The sequence below is a fragment of the Marinomonas sp. SBI8L genome (assembly GCF_001624705.1).
Taxonomy (GTDB): domain Bacteria; phylum Pseudomonadota; class Gammaproteobacteria; order Pseudomonadales; family Marinomonadaceae; genus Marinomonas.
In genome coordinates, this window is sequence record NZ_JSEO01000010.1 from 23,868 (window position 1) to 40,959 (window position 17,092).

Sequence of the window (17,092 nt, forward strand, 5' to 3'; positions counted from 1 at the left end):
GGATTTTTATAAGCATGAATGGCTTTAATTTAGGTTAAGTCATTGCATCCATGGAAGTTATAGGAGAAAGATATGCTTGGCTTTATTCGTAGACAACCCCTTCCTCAACAACTCAGTGCAGGTACATTAGTTGCTGTTGTGTTTTTCATGACATTGCTAATCTATTTTATTTCTCGGTTTTTTACTGCAGAGGTAAATAGTGTCGCCAGTGAAAATCAAAATAAGCAGGTTGAATTGGTGTCCCAAAACCTTGAAGCAAGATTTGAAGCCATGGTGTCAAATAATCAACTCATGTCTCGTATGTCTTATGCAGAGTTCAAGGCGCTAAGGGTAGATGATCAGTCATTTTTAATGACAAATGGGCGTTCAGTGCCTGAAGTTTGGTTAGGAGATACACTCGTTAATCAAGATAGTTCACAGCTAGCTGGCTTTACTCAAAAGTCTGATCATTTTATTAGCTTATATGTAAAGCAAAGCAACAAATTTACGCCAATCGCTTCTAGTATGCTTAATGAAAAAGGTGAGCCAATTCTAGAGCATGTAATCGATTCAGAGCATCCAGCCTTTAGTGACCTTATTTCAAACATAGGCTATCAAGGGCAAAACCAAGTCGCAGGTTTTAATCTCTATCAGAACTTTAAACCCATTGTTGTCGATGGTGCAGTAGTTGCTGTGATCGAAACTAGCACTAATTTGCAAAACATAATGACAAGCCTTTCAGAGTACGTAAAACAACTGACCTTTGGTAAATCGGGTTATGTTTATGTGATGGCAGCGGGTAAAAATGAAGGTGATATGGTGATACACAGAACCCTTACAGGAGGTAATGTGTATGACATTCAGCCTGATTTTGTGGATACCTTTAAGCAAGCTTTTATCGGTAACGAAGGGACGTTTAATTACTCTGTGCCCACTAAGGGGATTGATGCCGTCGCTCGAGAATCTAAGGTCTTATATCATGCGGTAGCGGGTTGGAACTGGGTCGCTTTGCTAAAAACGTATGAAGATGAATACCAAGCCGAGATTGATGCGCAAATTCTAAAAATTGAATTAATGTGTGCCGCTGGCGCTATCTTTTTAATGTTAGTGCTCTGGCAACTGATTAGACGCTCATTATTGCCGTTAACCGAGATCACGCATGGGTTAAAACTCTTGGGTGAGGGTAATCTTACTTATCAATTTAAGTTTAAAAAAGATACTAAAACTAAAAATGAAATGCATTTATTGAAGCGTGACATTGCGGCTATGCGAGATGGTTTAGTGAATGTAATAAGGCAGGTATCTGACTCTAGTAAGAATCTCGTTGATTCAGCCGAGTCGATTGATAATGTTAGCCATGAACTGCAACACCATGCGAAAAAGAGTGAGGAAGAAAGTACCCATGTAGCCACTGCGATCGATCAAGTTGTGGTATCGATTGAAGAGGTAGCAAATAGTACACGTGCTGTCTCCGATGAAACCTCTGCTGCTAGCGAAATTAGTATCTCAGGTAATGATGCTGTAAATGAAGTGGAAGAAACTGTAGCGACCTTGTCACAGTCGTTCAGTGCGGCTTCCAACCGAATTAAGGATGTGGAGGAAAGTAGTAACAGCATTGGCGAAGTTGTCGATGTGATTAATGCGATTGCTGAGCAAACTAATTTATTGGCTTTGAATGCAGCAATAGAGGCCGCCCGTGCTGGTGAACAAGGCCGTGGTTTTGCTGTTGTGGCAGATGAAGTGCGAAACTTAGCTCAGAAAACGCAGGACTCTACGCAGAAAATTCGGGATGTTGTAGAGAAACTGCAAGCTAATAGCCAATCAGCCGTTGAAGGCATGGAAAGTGGTGCTAAGCAGGTTGAGTTAAGTGTTGATAAAGCCACTAAGGCTGGCATCTTATTAACTCAGATTAGAGAGTCTATTGTGGCGGTTGAAAAGAGCATGACGCAGGTGTCGAGTGCTACTGAAGAGCAAAGGCTAGCGGCACAAAAAATCAGTGATAGCGCAAGATCGTTAACACAGACATCCAGTGATACCTTTAATCATTCAGAGTTTTCATCTGATCAGGGTAAAAATGTTAAAGATTTATCCATGACACTACTTAATAACATCAGTGTGTTTAAAATTACTGAATAAGAGTGAGTAGGCCACTTTTACGATAGCTAACTAAGAGCATTAAGAAGCTCAAGCTTTATTCATTAAATCCCCGTCATTGATGGGGATTTTTTTCGCCTCTTTTTTGATATAAGGTGAGAAGTCGAACATTTCGTGGTGAACAAGTATGCTGACAGGATTAAATCATATAACCCTTACTGTGTCTGAGCTTGATAAATCATTAGCTTTTTATCAAGAGGTCTTGGGTTTTAAAGGTCATGTTAAGTGGGATAAGGGAGCCTATCTTTCAATACCTGGGCTTTGGTTATGTTTGAACCTAGGGCAACCAGAGAGGCTAAACGACTACACTCACTTTGCTTTTAGTCTTAAAGAAAGTGATTACCATAACTTGGTAATAAAGCTGAAGACTAATGGTGTGCACCAATGGCAAGAAAATACCAGTGAAGGGGAATCTTTTTACTTTTTAGATCCTGATGAGCATAAATTAGAGCTCCATCTAGGAAGCCTAGAGACAAGATTAGCAGAGCTTAAAACCTCTCCATATAAAGGGCTTGTTTGGCTTTAACTTTTATTTAGTTAATTAGTATCTAGTTGGGTTTGAACCACCAGCTTACATCGGGTAAATCATTATTTTGGTAACGTTTTAAGTAAATAACATTGCGTTTAACGGGCGCGTATTTTTGGATATATTTATTGTGGTATTTATTAAAAAGAGCCCTGAACTGACCACTAAGTAAAATGTTTTCTAATCCAGCTTCGATGCGCTTAGCGAGTGACTCAAACTGAGGGCTGACATGATAGTAAACAGGGTGAGGGTAGAAAAGAGCGACATTATCTACTACTTCTAAGGTGTTTGAATGGGTCTTGAAGCGAGTTAATTCTTGGTCAACTTCACGAAGACTCCTTGGAAAATAATCAAAGCGCTCGTAATTTAACATGCTATACAGGTTTAAAATGTTTGTAGCGGTCTCGACCTTAAGTTTGTTGGTCGCAAAAATTGGGAAGTCTGACCACTGGCTATTAAAGCCAGCTTTAAATGTTCGTAGCTCTTCAATACTTTTGACCTTTGATAGTTTTTTCGCATTCTTATGATTTGCGACGAGCAGTCGATATCCCAACAAGCCTTGGTAAAGCGGGACTTTAATCGGAATTAAATTCTTATTAACGCCTTGGCTTGCACCAAAATACGCTATTTGAAAGTCGTGGCCTTGTTCTAACATGTAACTGGATCGATTGAAGCTTAATCGAGTGTTATTCGCAGTTAATTGGTAAGTACCATGGCTCTCAATAGTGCTATCCAATGCAAGTTGTAATAACTGATGGGCATATTCATTTTCTTTATAGGTTTTGACAACCCAATGATTACGCATTGTGTCTGCGTAAATTGCAGTACTTAGAGAGAGGGTTACGACGAAGATGACTTTTTTCATTAGGTGTCTTTTTATTATTTAATTAACATCTTGGCTTCCTTTCAATGATGTGACTGTTAACTCATTAAAGTTTAATTATACTTACTAGTAAAATAAATTATATCTAGCCTTGCTTACTAGAACTGAATATAAACTTTTACATGAAAGGGAAGTAGCAAGGTGTTATAAACTATACATAGATCGTTTGTGTTTAAGTAGGGATAAATTATGAATAAATTTGCTGGGACTCTCACTATATGCGCACTTAGTTTAGGCGCACCAACAGCAATTTTGGCAACTGACTTTCAGTCGGAATACGAAGCATTTGTAAAATCGCAGCAAGAAGAGTTCAAAACTTATTCTAATGAGCACAAAGTCTTCATTAAGCAACTTAAAAAAGAATGGCAAGCTTACAAAAGCATGCCTGTTTTAGTGAGAGATAAAACCCCTAAACTTCCGAGTGCACCTGTAAGTGAAGATAGCTCTATTACTCCAACCGAGCCTGTGATTACTTATGTTCCTCCGGTAATTGATGATACTCCTGCTGTGGATGTGCCAGAGGAGCCCGTCGTTGATGATCCTGTTGTAGATAGTCACACTCCTGATAAACCTTTAGATAATAAAATCGCATTTACTTTTTTTGGCCAAGCCATTTCATTAGATAAGTTAGTATTGGTTGAATTAGAAGGCCGTACTCAATCTGGGCTAAAAAACTATTGGCAGCAGAGTGCTAAGATTAATTACGACACTGTCATTGCAGAACTGAATCAATATAAAGAAGATCTTGATTTATCGGACTGGGCATTTTGGCTGTTGGTAGAGTCTTATGTGTCGCAACAAGTGAGTAATGATAACCAACAAATCGCGTTAAGTTGGTTCCTTCTCAATAATTTAGGTTATGGTGCAAGGGTCGCATTGGGTACTGATTCTTTAGTTCTGATGGTGCCTACCGAACAAAAACTTTACGGCGTCTCTCGTTACAAAATAGACGGTGAAGCCTTCTATCAAATCGCCGGTAATGCGACAAAAGAGGTGAGAACCTATGATGGTGATTTTAGCGAGGGTAGCCAATCGTTTGATATGCGTTTTGATAAAACGTTGAAAACTGGGAAAGATATTCATTTCAGAGAGTTAGAAACAACACTTGACGGTAAGGCGCTAAAATTGGCTTTACCTTATGATCTAGAAAGAGTGAAGTACTTTAAAACCTATCCTCAAATAGATTTACGTTATTATTTTGAAGCGCCTGTAGGTGACGTTGCATCACAAGGGCTTTCTGAACAAATGGGAATCTTTTTAGAAGGTAGTGAAGATACTCAACTAACCCAGTTGTTACACCTTATTCATCAAGCTTTCCCTTATGCGATTGATCAACAACAATTTGGTGCTGAAAACTATTTATTAGTGGAAGAATCCTTGCACTATAAAGCATCTGACTGTGAGGACAGATCCATTTTATTTGCTTGGCTTGCTAAGCATCTATTAAGCCAGCAGGTAGTTGTCTTGAATTATCCTGGGCATGTTTCTACCGCCATATTTAAAAACAATAAGCTGATTCCAGCAGATCCAACCTATATAGGCGCTGATTTAGGTGATGTCATGCCTGATTACCAAGGGGTAAAACCTAAAATTATTCAATTTTAATCGCAAGCTCCTATTGCGCTTTTTTGATGAACTAGCAGATACAATAAATCTCAGTATAAGGAAGTAACTGATGCAAATTGATTTCCATTATTATGCAACTTATGCCATGGCGCGCTGTGCTGGTTTAAACCAAGACGTCGCTAAGAGAGTGGCGACTGCCGCACAATTTGTTGACGATAATGCCTGCCCTCATGATATTGAGTTCCCTGATGGTTCAAGCCTGAGTGTAGAGGCAACTGCTCATCATGTGGCTGATATCGCCAATATAGACACTAAGGATCAAAGAGATGTTTGGGTGCCTTTTCACTTTTTACCGGGTAATCAAGGTGAAAGTTTTACCGAAAAGCTGATTTGCCAAAAAGACAGTGAGATAGCTAAGCAGATGCTGGATCATTATCTACCCCAATCCGATAAAGACTATTATTTACCTTTAATTGGCATTATGGCGCATGTTTATGCGGACACATTTTCTCACTATGGTTTTTCGGGTGTTAGCTCAAGGCGCAATAGGGTAGAAAGTCATAGTTTTCGCTTTCGTAATAGTGGTGACGAGGTTAAAAAATTTACCCAGTTAAAGCAGCAAAACTTCTTTGCAAAATACGGTAATCAACTCATTCGTAATATCAAATCTAGTGTGGCTGAGGACTTATCAGGGGCTTTAGGCCATGGCGCCGTGCTCACATACCCTGATGCTCCTTACCTTGAATGGCGCTTTGATTATGAAGCCTACAAAGAGGAGGAAGCTAAACAATCAGGCTGGCGTGACAACAAGCAAACTTTCCTTGAATACTGCCAGAAGATGCATGCCTTGTTTGGGCAAATAGCAGAATCAAACCCTGAATACTCTGATGCTGGCGCCACTAGTCAATGGTCTGATATTGAAAACAAGATTATAGGTATTATTGCTGTTAGAGCTGAAAAACAGGAACGTATTAAAGCATGGCAAGAGGCGGCACTGGCAGGGCTTTTCAATACGCCAGAGACGATACCTGAATACAGAGATTGGAATAGTTATTTTGATGCTATTAAGGCGTGTCAAGGTGCCCATGAAGCCATTAAGTATCCCTTGTACCGCTTTTATCAAGCCGCGTCTTACCATAGATGGTACGTGCTGAGACAATTACTGCCTCAGCATGGATTAGCGGTAAGGTAACTCTCTTACTGCTAAACCTGATGATATCGACTTAAGAAGATAGCGACGGTTTCGTTAACAATATGCGCTTGCTCAGCTTCAGTTAGGCTGCCTTTCATCCCCATGACTTGTGGCCAGAAGCAGCTGCCCTTAAGTAGGTTATGAAGTTGAGTAACGGCAAAATCAATGTCTGTTACTGTTAAATAACCTTCCTCTTTCGCGACTTTTAACCAACGTTTCAAGCTGGTTTCTTGCGCTGAAAATTCCGCCACTTTCTTTTGTAAATCTTCGGGGTGATAAAAAAAGTGCCCGAATGCCACTCGAGATAATGCGATGTATTCCGCATCTGCCATAAGCTCAACTTCTGTTGTGATTAACTGGGTTAACTGTTCTTTAATTGAGCTGTCTTTGTTAAAGACAATATTATTTTGAACTAGGGCTTTATTCCATAAGTCTGCCACTAATTGCATAACCAGCACTTCTTTACTTTCAAAGTGATTATAAATAGTACGTTTTGAGACTTGTGCTAATTCAGCGAGCTTATCCATGCTGGTGGCTTGAACACCAAATTCTTGGAAAGCGCTTTTGGCGGCATCTAAAATAGCTTGATGCTTAATTTGAGATCGAGTGAGTTTAGTGTCTGTCATTTCATCCTACTGACTTAATTAGGTTGCAAGATAGATTGGAGAATATGCATTAAATATTCAAATTAAATGCATTTTACACTTGATGGTTTACTTTTGATATAAGCGTAATTACACTGCTCAGTATAGTTTACTTGGTAAGAGATTATGAAATTAAAACTCGGTTCTATCTTTGGTTTATTAGGAGTGTTTTTTATGCCGGCTCATTCAGTTGCATCAACTCAGGTTGAAGGTAAGTTTGTGAATTCAGAGATTCAATATGAATCTGGCTTAGGCGATATTGTTGGTATCTCAATGGCGTACTTAACCGCTAAACGAGATGCTCCAGAACCTACTATGCCAGTGCCTTTAAAGATGATTAATAAAGCAGAACTTGATCAAACAAATGAAGCCGTGATTTATCGATTAGGGCATTCCACTTTACTGATGAAAATAGATGGCAGTTATGTTTTGGCAGATCCTGTTTTTAGTGAAAGAGCATCGCCATTTAGTTTTGTTGGGCCAAAACGTTTCCATCAACCACCTATCAGCATGGAAGAATTACCACAGATCTCAGCCGTTATTCTAAGCCATGATCATTATGACCACCTTGATAAGGCCGCGATTTTAACCCTCGCAGACAAGGTTGATCAGTTTGTTACCCCTCTGAAAGTAGGCAAAACCCTTGTGAAGTGGGGAATAGACCCTAAACAAATTACCGAACTAGATTGGTGGCAAGATATTAAAATTGGTTCACTAACCTTAACCGCAACACCGGCGCAGCACTTTTCTGGCCGTGGATTGTTTGATAGAGATAAAACCCTTTGGGCTGGTTGGGCCATTAAAGGCGAGCAGGCCAATGTTTTCTATACGGGTGATACTGGTTATTTCTCTGGTTTCAAAGAAATTGGTGAACGTTTAGGTCCTTTCGATTTAAGCATGGTAGAAACAGGTGCTTATAATAAACTCTGGAAAGACATACATATGCATCCAAGTGAGAGTATGCAAGCTCACCTTGATCTGAATGCTAAAGCTATGATGCCAGTACACAATGGTACTTTTGATTTGTCATTACATGATTGGTACGAACCATTAGAGAGTATTTTGAACCTTGCACAAGAAAATAAGGTGAAGCTGATTACGCCTATTTTTGGAGAGGCTGTCATGATTAAAGACCCTCAACCGACCCAAGCTTGGTGGCAGTCCTTGGTTGTTGAAGAAAAGCTGAAGGTAGCAGGGCAATTTTAACTAAAACTAAAAATGTAATAACGTAAAAAGGGCCATTCATGACGGCTCTTTTTTATATAAATTTGGCACGTCTACCCATATTAAATTTAGAAAGCCTGAATACTCTTTTGTAGTTGCTCCTTACTTTGTAAAGGGGTTAGCCCAAAACAGTCACGGTAAGCCTTACAAAAATATGGAACCGTTGAAAAGCCACAGGCTTGAGAAACATCACCCACCTTTAGATTTGTTCTCAATAACAAATGTTTGGCTTTTTTTAATCTTAATTTGGTGTAGTGTCGATTCGGACTTTCATCAAAGTATTGCTTAAATAGCCTTTCAAGTTGCCTTAATGAGAGGAAGGATTGATTTGCAATTGTCTTGCTATCCAAGGGTATTTCAATGTTATCTCTCATCAAGCTTAAGGCCTTATGAACTCTGCTGTCCGTCACTCTTAATGATAAGCCGTTTGATTGTTTAAGATTGGCAAGAAGTGCTTTATTTTGATTTACGTTGAGTAAAGGCATGACGATTTCTGCCATGAGTTCGGCAAGGTGATCATGTTTAAACTCATCTGCTGAATCATTTGAAGTAGTCTGGAATTGATAAATTTTTGTCCGTTTTAATACTTGTTCACCTAACCACTGTCGATTAAGAATTTGAGTAGATTGATCGGATAAAGAACCACTAAAAACAAGCACGCTTTCTGATTTTGCAATATTGTTGGGGTGGCGCAGCGCGCTTAATACCATGCCATTGTCAGCTAATAATACAGAACCTTCTTCCGAACAGAGATGCCATTCAAATAAGGTGTGATTAACAACCTCATTAGCACACTTAAACCATTCTATTGCCTCAAGTAATTCCTTCATGATGAACCTAGGTTGCAGCAGGATAACAATGTGTTGTGTCTGGGTATTTGTTAAAGCTAATTCTGACTTCATTTTCTTCTATTGCCTTTTCTGCGAAATAAACAATCCAGTATTGACTCTTTACAATCATTATTTTTGTGTACTATATTATGGTATACCATAATATATCAAGGTGATATTTTGAATAAACTCCAACACTAGGATGGCTTCAAAAAATTACTTTGATCAATTTGATAATGATAAAAAGGAACAGAGATGAGCTTTGAAATTCGTAAAATCGTGACCACAATTGAAGAAACACGCATCGAAGGCGGGAAAGCAGCAGATAAGCCTGTCACCATGGTTGGTGTTGCTGCCATCATCAAAAACCCTTGGCATGGTCGTGGTTTTGTTGAAGACCTAACTCCAGAAGTAAAAGCAAACTGCTCTGATTTAGGAGCATTAATTGTTGATTATGTGTCTAAGTACATGGGTGGTGCAGCTAACATTGAAGCTTATGGTAAGGCGGCAGTTGTCGGTGTAGATGGTGAAATTGAACACGCATCTGCGGTAGTTCACACCCTAAGATTTGGTAATCATTACCGTAATGCCGTAAATGCTAAAAGCTATCTTGGTTTTACTAACAAACGTGGTGGTGCTGGTACTTCTATTCAAATCCCTATGATGCATAAAGATGATGAAGGTTTCAGATCTCACTATATTACTTTAGAGATGTCTATCGAAGATGCCCCTGCAGCAGATGAAATAGTTGTATGTCTAGGTGCATCTGACGGTGGCCGTGTACATCCAAGAATTGGTAACCGTTATCAAGATATTCAGGATTTAGCCGCAGAAGAAGCGCAGAATCAATCTAAGTAAATGGAGTCGTTAGTATGACTGACGAAAACAGAGTTGAGAAAACTCACCTAATATCTCCTCAAGGAACGGCTTATAGCCTAGAGGGCAGTGGTGAAAATATCGTTCTGATTCATGGCGTAGGGCTTAATCAAGATATGTGGGGTGGACAAAGTGTTACTTTGTCCGCCAATTACCAGGTGATTTGTTATGACATGCTAGGGCATGGTCAAAGTAAACAACCGTCGGATACCGCCTGTCTAAAAGATTATGCCTTACAGTTAAAGGAGCTACTGGATCAACTTAATATAGAGAGAACCTCCATTGTGGGGTTTTCTATGGGAGGGCTAGTTGCAAGGGCGTTTGCCTTACATTTCCCTCAATATTTAGAAAGTTTAGTCATTCTTAATAGTGTTTTTAACCGTACCGAAGAACAAAGAACAGGGATTCAAGCACGCACCAAAGAAGTAGCAATTAAAGGTCCATCAGCCAATGTTGATGCGGCTATTAAGCGCTGGTTCAGTGAAGAATATGCGGCTTCTAGTTCTGCTCAAATTAATGAAGTGCGAAACACGGTTTTGAATAATGATCATTTAGGTTACCTCACGACTTATCGATTATTTGCAAGTGAAGACAATTACTTAGCTGATCAAATTAGCAATATTAAAGTACCAACCTTGGTGATGACTGGAGAGCTAGATCCTGGTTCGACACCACAAATGGCACATGATATGGGTAATTTGATCGAGCATGCTCAAATTGTTGTGTTAGCTGATCAAAGGCATATGATGCCAATGGAATCGCCTAAGCTAGTCAATGAAAAACTGATGAAGTTTTTTGACTTTGTCTACTTAGCCCAACCAAATACAGAGGAGTTCATATAATGTCGTTGCAAGAATTTAATATGAGCATAGCGGGTGAATGGACGAGTGCAAATTCAGGGAAGGTGTTTGAGAGTTTAGATCCAGCAACTGCTAGCCCATGGTCACAATTTCCAGATGCCGATGAAAGCGATGTAAACCGCGCTGTTGAGGCTGCAGATCAGGTCTTTAAAAGTTCGCAGTGGCGCAGTATTAGCGCTACTGGACGCGGCAAGTTGCTACGAAAACTAGGTGATCTTATTGCTCTAAATATAGAAACCTTAGCGCAATTAGAAAGTCGTGATAATGGTAAGTTGATTCGAGAGACACGCGCTCAAGTGAATTATTTACCTGAGTTTTTCTATTACACCGCAGGGTTAGCTGACAAGGTTGAAGGAGAGACTTTACCTTTAGATAAAACCGACATGATGGCTTATACCATTCGTGAGCCTTTAGGTGTTGTGGCAGCGATTATTCCTTGGAACAGTCCATTGTATTTGACTGCGATTAAGCTTGCTCCTGCATTGGCCGCTGGTAATACCATAGTACTCAAACCATCTGAACATGCCTCTGCGACCTTGATTGAATTAGTCAAACTAGTTGAGTTAGCGGGCATTCCTAAAGGTGTTGTCAGTGTTGTTACTGGCTTTGGTCCAAGTACAGGGGCGGCGTTAACTAGCCATCCTTTGGTGCGTAAAGTCGCTTTCACGGGTGGTGCCGCAACAGCGAAACATGTGATTAGAAGTTCTGCAGAGAACTTCGCTAAGTTGTCTTTAGAGTTAGGTGGTAAATCTCCTCAGATTGTTTTTGAAGATGCTGATTTAGACAGTGCTTTAAATGGCATTGTGGCGGGTATTTTTGCTGCATCCGGTCAGAGTTGCGTCGCTGGCTCTCGCTTACTAGTGCAACGTAGTGTTTACAGTAAGTTCTTAGATGCGCTAGTTGAAAAGGCAAACAAAATTAAGATTGGTGATCCTGCTTTAGATGAAAGTGAAATGGGGCCAATGGCAACAGCGCAGCAACTTTCAGTAGTTGAGTCTTTTGTCGAGCAAGCTAAAAAGCAAGGTGCAAAATTACGCCTTGGTGGTAAGCGTGCTGATCTAGATAAAGGATGGTATTACCAACCAACTATTTTTGAGTGTGCTTCCAACAGCGACTACTTGATGCAAGAAGAAGTCTTTGGCCCTGTTGCAGCCGTGATTCCCTTTGATACGGAAGAAGAGGCTTTGGCTATGGCTAATGATTCTAATTATGGCTTGGCAGCGGGTGTTTGGACCCGAGATATTGCCAGAGCTCACCGTGTTGCTAGAGATGTGCATTCAGGTATTATTTGGGTAAATACTTATCGTGTTGTCTCTGCAATGGCTTCTATCGGCGGGTACAAGCACAGTGGTTATGGTCGAGAAAGTGGTATTGATTCTGTGTTGGCTTATACAGAGCGTAAAACCGTTTGGATTAATCTATCCAGTGACCCAATGTCAGACCCATTTGTAATGCGCTAGGAGTGTAATCATGTTGAATGAAGATTTATATAAAAAGGCACTCGGTACATTTGCATCCGGTGTCACTGTTGTTACTGCTTATGATAGCCAAGGTAAAGTGACAGGTTTAACGGCAAGTGCTTTTAGTGCGCTGTCTATGGATCCTGCACTTGTACTTGTTTGTCCAAATTATTCATCGGATACCTATCCTATATTGAGTAAAGCTAAGCGTTTTGCCATCAATATATTAAGTGCTGAGCAAACAGATGTCGCTTTTGCCTTTGCTAAAAAAGGCGAAGCTAAAGATGCGGCTATTAGCGGGTTAGATATCAGCTGTTCATCTCTTGAAAACCCTGTTATTGAAGGGGCGGTAACTGTTATTGAATGCCAATTATGGCGTGAATATGAAGGCGGTGATCATGCTATTTTAGTGGGTGAAGTTGAATCCATAAAAATTAATGACGAGCAAACCCCAATGGTTTATTGCCAAGGCAAAATGGCTGCATGGCAAGGCTCTAATTGATCCCACCCCAACTTAGACTAAATGAGAAATATAAAAATGAATAGTCAACTTTTCAGGCAAAAAGCTTATATCGCAGGGGAATGGGTTGAGAGTGAAACAGGTGAAGTTCAGTCTATTTTCAATCCAGCAACAGGAGACTTGTTAGGAACTGTTCCAAACTTAGGGTCAGAGGCTACTCAAAAAGCCATTGATTTTGCTTATGAAGCGCAAAAAGCGTGGGCGGCTAAGACAGCGCAAGAAAGATCCAGCATTTTGCGTCGCTGGTATGAACTGATGATTGCCCATGCCGATGACCTAGCCAATATACTCACGTTAGAGCAAGGCAAGCCGTTAGCCGAAGCAAAAGGTGAAATTCTCTATGCGGCCAGCTTCATCGAATGGTTTGCAGAAGAAGGTAAGCGTATTTATGGGGATATCATTCCGTCTCATAAGGCCGGTGCAAGGCTGATGGTGTTAAAGCAGCCAATTGGGGTTGTTAGTGCCATAACGCCTTGGAACTTCCCAAGTGCCATGATTACACGTAAATGCGCGCCAGCGATGGCAGCAGGGTGTCCCTTTATTGTAAAACCTGCTCCAGATACGCCTTTTTCTGCATTAGCCTTGGCTGTTTTGGCCGAAGAGGCGGGTGTTCCTGCTGGCATTTTTAATGTGGTGACGGGGGATGCAGTTGCTATAGGTGGTGAGCTAACAGCAAATGATAAAGTCAAAAAGTTAAGCTTTACTGGCTCTACCAATATCGGCAAATTGCTCATGGGGCAATGTGCTAATACCGTCAAAAAAGTGTCTTTAGAGTTGGGGGGTAATGCGCCTTTTATTATTTTTGATGATGCCGATATCGACTCAGCAATTGAAGGCGCCATGGCGTCAAAATTCAGAAATGCAGGGCAAACTTGTGTCTGTACCAATCGCTTTTTAGTGCAAGAAGGCGTGCATGATCTTTTTGTCGAAAAGCTGACTCAAGCAGTAGAGTCTTTACAGGTAGGTAATGGATTAGAAGCGGGTATCTCTCAAGGACCACTGATTAATGATGCGGCTATCAGTAAGATTGAAGATCATGTTGCTGATGCTATCGCAAAAGGGGCTTGCTTAAATACGGGCGGTAATCGTCATGCTCTGGGCGGTACTTTTTATGAGCCAACGGTTATTTCAGGTGTGACGCCAGAGATGAAGGTTGCAAAAGAAGAAACCTTTGGACCACTTGCTCCTATTTTCAGTTTTAAAACTGAAGAAGACGCTTTGCAAATGGCTAATGACAGCGAATTTGGTCTGGCTGCTTACATTTATACTCGTGATCTTGGAAGGTCTTGGCGTATGGGTGAAGGGCTAGAATACGGCATGGTAGGCATTAACGAAGGCATAATTTCAACAACCGTCGCACCATTTGGTGGGATTAAACAATCTGGTATTGGCCGTGAAGGTTCTAAATACGGGATTGAAGATTATGTTGAGATTAAATACCTCATGGTGGGTGGCATCTAGCGACCTTTAAAGAATTGGTATCGCCTAAAGTGTGGAGATAAAGTAATGAAAGATATAGAAATGACAGCGTTATTTGAGAAAGGCCTAGCAACACGTAAACAAGTATTAGGTGAAGAGTATGTTAATCAGAGCTTAGCTAAGGCTGATGAGTTTACCTCTGATCTACAACAGCTTGTGACTGAATATTGCTGGGGAACAGTTTGGCAACGTGATGGCTTATCATTAAAGTCTCGCAGTATGATCAATTTAGCCATGATTACAGCTTTGAATCGCCCACATGAGTTAAAAATTCATGTAAGAGGTGCTATCAATAATGGTTTGAGTAAAGTTGAGATACGTGAGGTCTTAATGCAAACCGCTATTTACTGTGGTGTACCTGCTGCAATTGATAGCTTTCGTGTTGCGCAAACTGTTTTTGCAGAAATGGATCAAGAAGCGAGTGAAAAGTAAGGCTTTTTCCTTCTTGATCAGTCTGTTGCCGTTTTGATAGTGTGATAATATAAGCGTTATTTTTGGAAGAGTGATTATGCAAAGACAGCCTCTTGGAGATTCTGTAAAAATTGAACGCACGGAAATGACCTTACGTGAAAAGGTCCTTTTAGCTTTGCGTAATGCCATTTTAAATTTTCAGTTCCTACCTGGGGATCGTCTGGTTGAACGCGATCTTTGTGACCTTTTAGGTGTTAGCCGTACTTCGGTTCGAGAAGCCTTACGGCATTTAGAGTCAGAAGGTTTGGTTGAAGACGTTGCTGGTAAAGGCCCTCGCGTTGCCGTCATTAGTATGGAAGATGCTAGAGAGATATACGAACTTCGCTGTTCACTTGAATGTATGATAGTTGAATTATTCACTATACGCGCAAGTGATGAGCAGGTGCTTGATCTTGAGTATTCACTTAAAAAGTTACATTCACGTTTAGAGAAAGGCGATATGGTGCCTATTCTTGAAGCCGTGACTGACTTCTATGAAGTACTTTTCAGTGGTTGTGGCAACCATACCGCTTGTAACTTCCTAAGACAGTTACAAGCACGTATTAGCTTTTTACGCGCAACCTCTGTATCTCAAAATAACCGCTATAAATCCAGCAGTACAGAAATGTCGAATATTGTTGACGCTATCAAAACACGTGACCCTGTGATTGCCCATGAAGCTTGTTTAAATCACATTAAACGAGCTGCTGAGGTGGCGTTAGGTGTTTTGGCTGAACAACAGGGCAATGAAGGTGTATTTGCCCAAGCCAATATCCACTCACCACATCAGGTGCAATTTCCTAAGTAAGCTTGATTAGCAAGGTTGTTAAGGCAACTTTGCTAGCTAATATTGGGCCTAATGTATGAAATTCTGTTCTGAGTGCGGCAGTGCCAATTTGGTATTGCGAAAAACGAATCACGATACCCATAGCCGATACACTTGTGCTGATTGTGAGAAAATCTTTTATCATAACCCCAAGGTTATTGCTGGCTGTATAGTTGAGCATGAAGGCAAATACCTTATGTGTCAGCGTGCGATAAAACCAAGAACAGGCACTTGGACATTACCAGCTGGCTTCATGGAGTGTGGTGAAACTGTCGAGCAGGCAGCTCAACGTGAAGTATGGGAAGAAACCGGTGCTAAAATTGAAATAATAGCCCCTTACTCTATTTTCAGTGTGCCTCAAATTAATGAGGTTTATATAATGTTTAGAGCCAAGCTTGTGGCTTTTACGGATGAGCCAGGGCCCGAAACACTTGCTGCTGACTTATTGTCGGCGGACCAAATACCTTGGGATAATATATTTTATCCTGCCATCAAGGATATTTTACAACGATATATCGCTGAGAAAGAGCAGGGTACATTTGGTATGTATACGGGATGTTCTGACGAAGGTGTCGTGCATTTTATGCAATGATTCAGATTAAAATCTATAAAAAAGCGTCTTCTTAGAAGGCGCTTTTTTTTGCGCTTAAATCGACATTTTCTAGTTATAAGATGAATTTCGCTTTGATATAATATGGTATGCCATATTATATAGGTGATATATGAAAGCATATTGGATTGCATTTGTTGAGGTTGAAGACCTTGAAGAATATAAAAAATACTTAGCATTAGCGCCTTCGGCTTTGAGTGCTTACAAGGCGAATATCTTGGCACGAGGAGAGACCTTTACTGCACTTGAAGGCTTTGATGTAAACCCAAGTCGCGCAGTTGTTATTGAATTTGAAAGCTATGAAATGGCGTTAGCCTGTTATCACTCAGAAGCGTATCAGAAGGCATGCCAGCATCGTAAAGAGGCTGCAAAAGCGAAAATTATTATTATGAAAGGGGTTGAGTGATTTATCACTTAAGCACTTAGAGATAGGTTAACCAAAGGTAAGATTTGACATGACGATAAAAATAAACAATTCAGAATCTAATGTAGAAGATAAGAAAATCGCTTTCATCTATGCTTCGTGGCATGAAGAGATTGTCTTAAATTGTCTACAAGGCTTTAAAAATGAATTAATCAGCAGAGGCTACCAAGCAGAGCAAATTGATATTTTCCCCGTTCCTGGCGCTTATGAGATTCCTTTGCAAGCAAAGCTTTTGGCTCAGACAGGCCAATACCATGCTATAGCTGCGTCTGGTTTGGTGGTTGATGGAGGGATTTATCGACATGATTTTGTGGCCCAAGCTGTGTGTACTGGCCTTATGCAGGTGCAACTAGAAACGTTAGTACCTGTACTAACGGCTGTTTTAACTCCACATAACTTCCATGAGCATGCTGAACACAAAGCATATTTTAGCCGCCATTTTGTGATTAAGGGTACTGAGCTTGCTAATGCATTAGATGCCTCCATTCGCTTAACTCAAGAAGCTAAGTCTCTGTAATAACTTCTACTGTCACTTAAATGCAAAAAAGCAGAATATTTTTTATTCTGCTTTTTTTATTCTAGGGATGCG

At 40.4% G+C, this 17,092-nt stretch carries 18 protein-coding genes; 15 read left to right on the forward strand and 3 right to left on the reverse strand.

All coding sequences use genetic code 11. The features are described from left to right. Nucleotides 1-72 precede the first annotated feature (72 nt). A complete protein-coding gene (locus tag OA91_RS15270; RefSeq protein WP_063339550.1) occupies nucleotides 73-2,115 on the forward strand; it encodes a methyl-accepting chemotaxis protein in 2,043 nt (680 codons plus the stop codon). A 145-nt stretch (nucleotides 2,116-2,260) separates the two neighbouring features. Beyond that, a complete protein-coding gene (gene fos, locus OA91_RS15275; RefSeq protein WP_063339549.1) occupies nucleotides 2,261-2,659 on the forward strand; it encodes a fosfomycin resistance glutathione transferase in 399 nt (132 codons plus the stop codon). A gap of 22 nt (nucleotides 2,660-2,681) precedes the next feature. On the opposite strand, the gene OA91_RS15280 is transcribed toward fos, so the two are convergent. Further along, nucleotides 2,682-3,524, reverse strand: a complete 843-nt coding sequence (locus tag OA91_RS15280; protein ID WP_063339548.1) for a hypothetical protein — start codon at nucleotides 3,522-3,524, stop codon at nucleotides 2,682-2,684. 207 nt (nucleotides 3,525-3,731) lie between these two features. Between OA91_RS15280 and OA91_RS15285 the strand changes: the two genes are divergently transcribed. Together OA91_RS15285 and OA91_RS15290 are read left to right on the forward strand one after the other, a co-directional pair. After that, nucleotides 3,732-5,147 carry a hypothetical protein gene (locus OA91_RS15285; RefSeq protein ID WP_063339547.1) on the forward strand — a complete coding sequence of 472 codons (1,416 nt, stop codon included), beginning with the start codon at nucleotides 3,732-3,734 and terminating at the stop codon, nucleotides 5,145-5,147. Between the two features lie 70 nt (nucleotides 5,148-5,217). Then, the gene (locus OA91_RS15290; protein WP_063339546.1) at nucleotides 5,218-6,300 is read left to right on the forward strand and encodes a DUF6765 family protein; all 1,083 of its coding nucleotides are present in this window, start codon (nucleotides 5,218-5,220) and stop codon (nucleotides 6,298-6,300) included. An 11-nt stretch (nucleotides 6,301-6,311) separates the two neighbouring features. On the opposite strand, the gene OA91_RS15295 is transcribed toward OA91_RS15290, so the two are convergent. Next, nucleotides 6,312-6,926, reverse strand: a complete 615-nt coding sequence (locus OA91_RS15295) for a TetR/AcrR family transcriptional regulator (RefSeq protein WP_063339545.1) — start codon at nucleotides 6,924-6,926, stop codon at nucleotides 6,312-6,314. Nucleotides 6,927-7,070: 144 nt separating this feature from the next. Here OA91_RS15295 and OA91_RS15300 point away from each other — a divergent pair, with 144 nt between their 5' ends. Then, a complete protein-coding gene (locus OA91_RS15300) occupies nucleotides 7,071-8,150 on the forward strand; it encodes an MBL fold metallo-hydrolase (RefSeq protein ID WP_063339544.1) in 1,080 nt (359 codons plus the stop codon). 86 nt (nucleotides 8,151-8,236) lie between these two features. Here OA91_RS15300 and OA91_RS15305 read toward each other — a convergent pair whose 3' ends face one another. Continuing rightward, nucleotides 8,237-9,070 carry a helix-turn-helix domain-containing protein gene (locus OA91_RS15305; protein WP_063339543.1) on the reverse strand — a complete coding sequence of 278 codons (834 nt, stop codon included), beginning with the start codon at nucleotides 9,068-9,070 and terminating at the stop codon, nucleotides 8,237-8,239. Nucleotides 9,071-9,253: 183 nt separating this feature from the next. On the opposite strand from OA91_RS15305, the gene OA91_RS15310 reads away from it, so the two are divergent. The 10 genes from OA91_RS15310 to OA91_RS15355 all read left to right on the forward strand — a co-directional run bounded on the left by OA91_RS15310 (nucleotide 9,254) and on the right by OA91_RS15355 (nucleotide 17,020). Continuing rightward, nucleotides 9,254-9,856, forward strand: a complete 603-nt coding sequence (locus OA91_RS15310) for an amino acid synthesis family protein (RefSeq protein ID WP_063339542.1) — start codon at nucleotides 9,254-9,256, stop codon at nucleotides 9,854-9,856. Between the two features lie 14 nt (nucleotides 9,857-9,870). Further along, the gene (locus tag OA91_RS15315; protein ID WP_063339541.1) at nucleotides 9,871-10,716 is read left to right on the forward strand and encodes an alpha/beta fold hydrolase; all 846 of its coding nucleotides are present in this window, start codon (nucleotides 9,871-9,873) and stop codon (nucleotides 10,714-10,716) included. Next, the gene (locus OA91_RS15320; protein ID WP_063339540.1) at nucleotides 10,716-12,194 is read left to right on the forward strand and encodes an aldehyde dehydrogenase; all 1,479 of its coding nucleotides are present in this window, start codon (nucleotides 10,716-10,718) and stop codon (nucleotides 12,192-12,194) included. The genes OA91_RS15315 and OA91_RS15320 overlap by 1 nt, the downstream gene beginning before the upstream one ends. A 10-nt stretch (nucleotides 12,195-12,204) precedes the next feature. Further along, the gene (locus tag OA91_RS15325; protein WP_063339539.1) at nucleotides 12,205-12,696 is read left to right on the forward strand and encodes a flavin reductase family protein; all 492 of its coding nucleotides are present in this window, start codon (nucleotides 12,205-12,207) and stop codon (nucleotides 12,694-12,696) included. A gap of 36 nt (nucleotides 12,697-12,732) precedes the next feature. Next, nucleotides 12,733-14,175 (forward strand): NAD-dependent succinate-semialdehyde dehydrogenase, encoded by a 1,443-nt coding sequence (locus OA91_RS15330; RefSeq protein ID WP_063339538.1) that lies wholly within the window; start codon nucleotides 12,733-12,735, stop codon nucleotides 14,173-14,175. A gap of 45 nt (nucleotides 14,176-14,220) precedes the next feature. Then, nucleotides 14,221-14,625 carry a carboxymuconolactone decarboxylase family protein gene (locus tag OA91_RS15335; protein WP_231870385.1) on the forward strand — a complete coding sequence of 135 codons (405 nt, stop codon included), beginning with the start codon at nucleotides 14,221-14,223 and terminating at the stop codon, nucleotides 14,623-14,625. 76 nt (nucleotides 14,626-14,701) lie between these two features. After that, nucleotides 14,702-15,451, forward strand: coding sequence for a GntR family transcriptional regulator (locus OA91_RS15340; RefSeq protein WP_046018046.1), 750 nt, complete (start codon nucleotides 14,702-14,704; stop codon nucleotides 15,449-15,451). A 55-nt stretch (nucleotides 15,452-15,506) separates the two neighbouring features. Further along, nucleotides 15,507-16,061 carry an NUDIX hydrolase gene (locus OA91_RS15345; protein ID WP_063339537.1) on the forward strand — a complete coding sequence of 185 codons (555 nt, stop codon included), beginning with the start codon at nucleotides 15,507-15,509 and terminating at the stop codon, nucleotides 16,059-16,061. Nucleotides 16,062-16,191: 130 nt separating this feature from the next. Then, complete coding sequence (locus OA91_RS15350; RefSeq protein WP_046018044.1) at nucleotides 16,192-16,485, forward strand: DUF1330 domain-containing protein; 294 nt, start codon at nucleotides 16,192-16,194, stop codon at nucleotides 16,483-16,485. 49 nt (nucleotides 16,486-16,534) lie between these two features. Beyond that, nucleotides 16,535-17,020: a 6,7-dimethyl-8-ribityllumazine synthase gene (locus OA91_RS15355; RefSeq protein ID WP_063339536.1), complete on the forward strand. Its 486-nt coding sequence runs from the start codon at nucleotides 16,535-16,537 to the stop codon at nucleotides 17,018-17,020. Nucleotides 17,021-17,092: the final 72 nt, after the last annotated feature.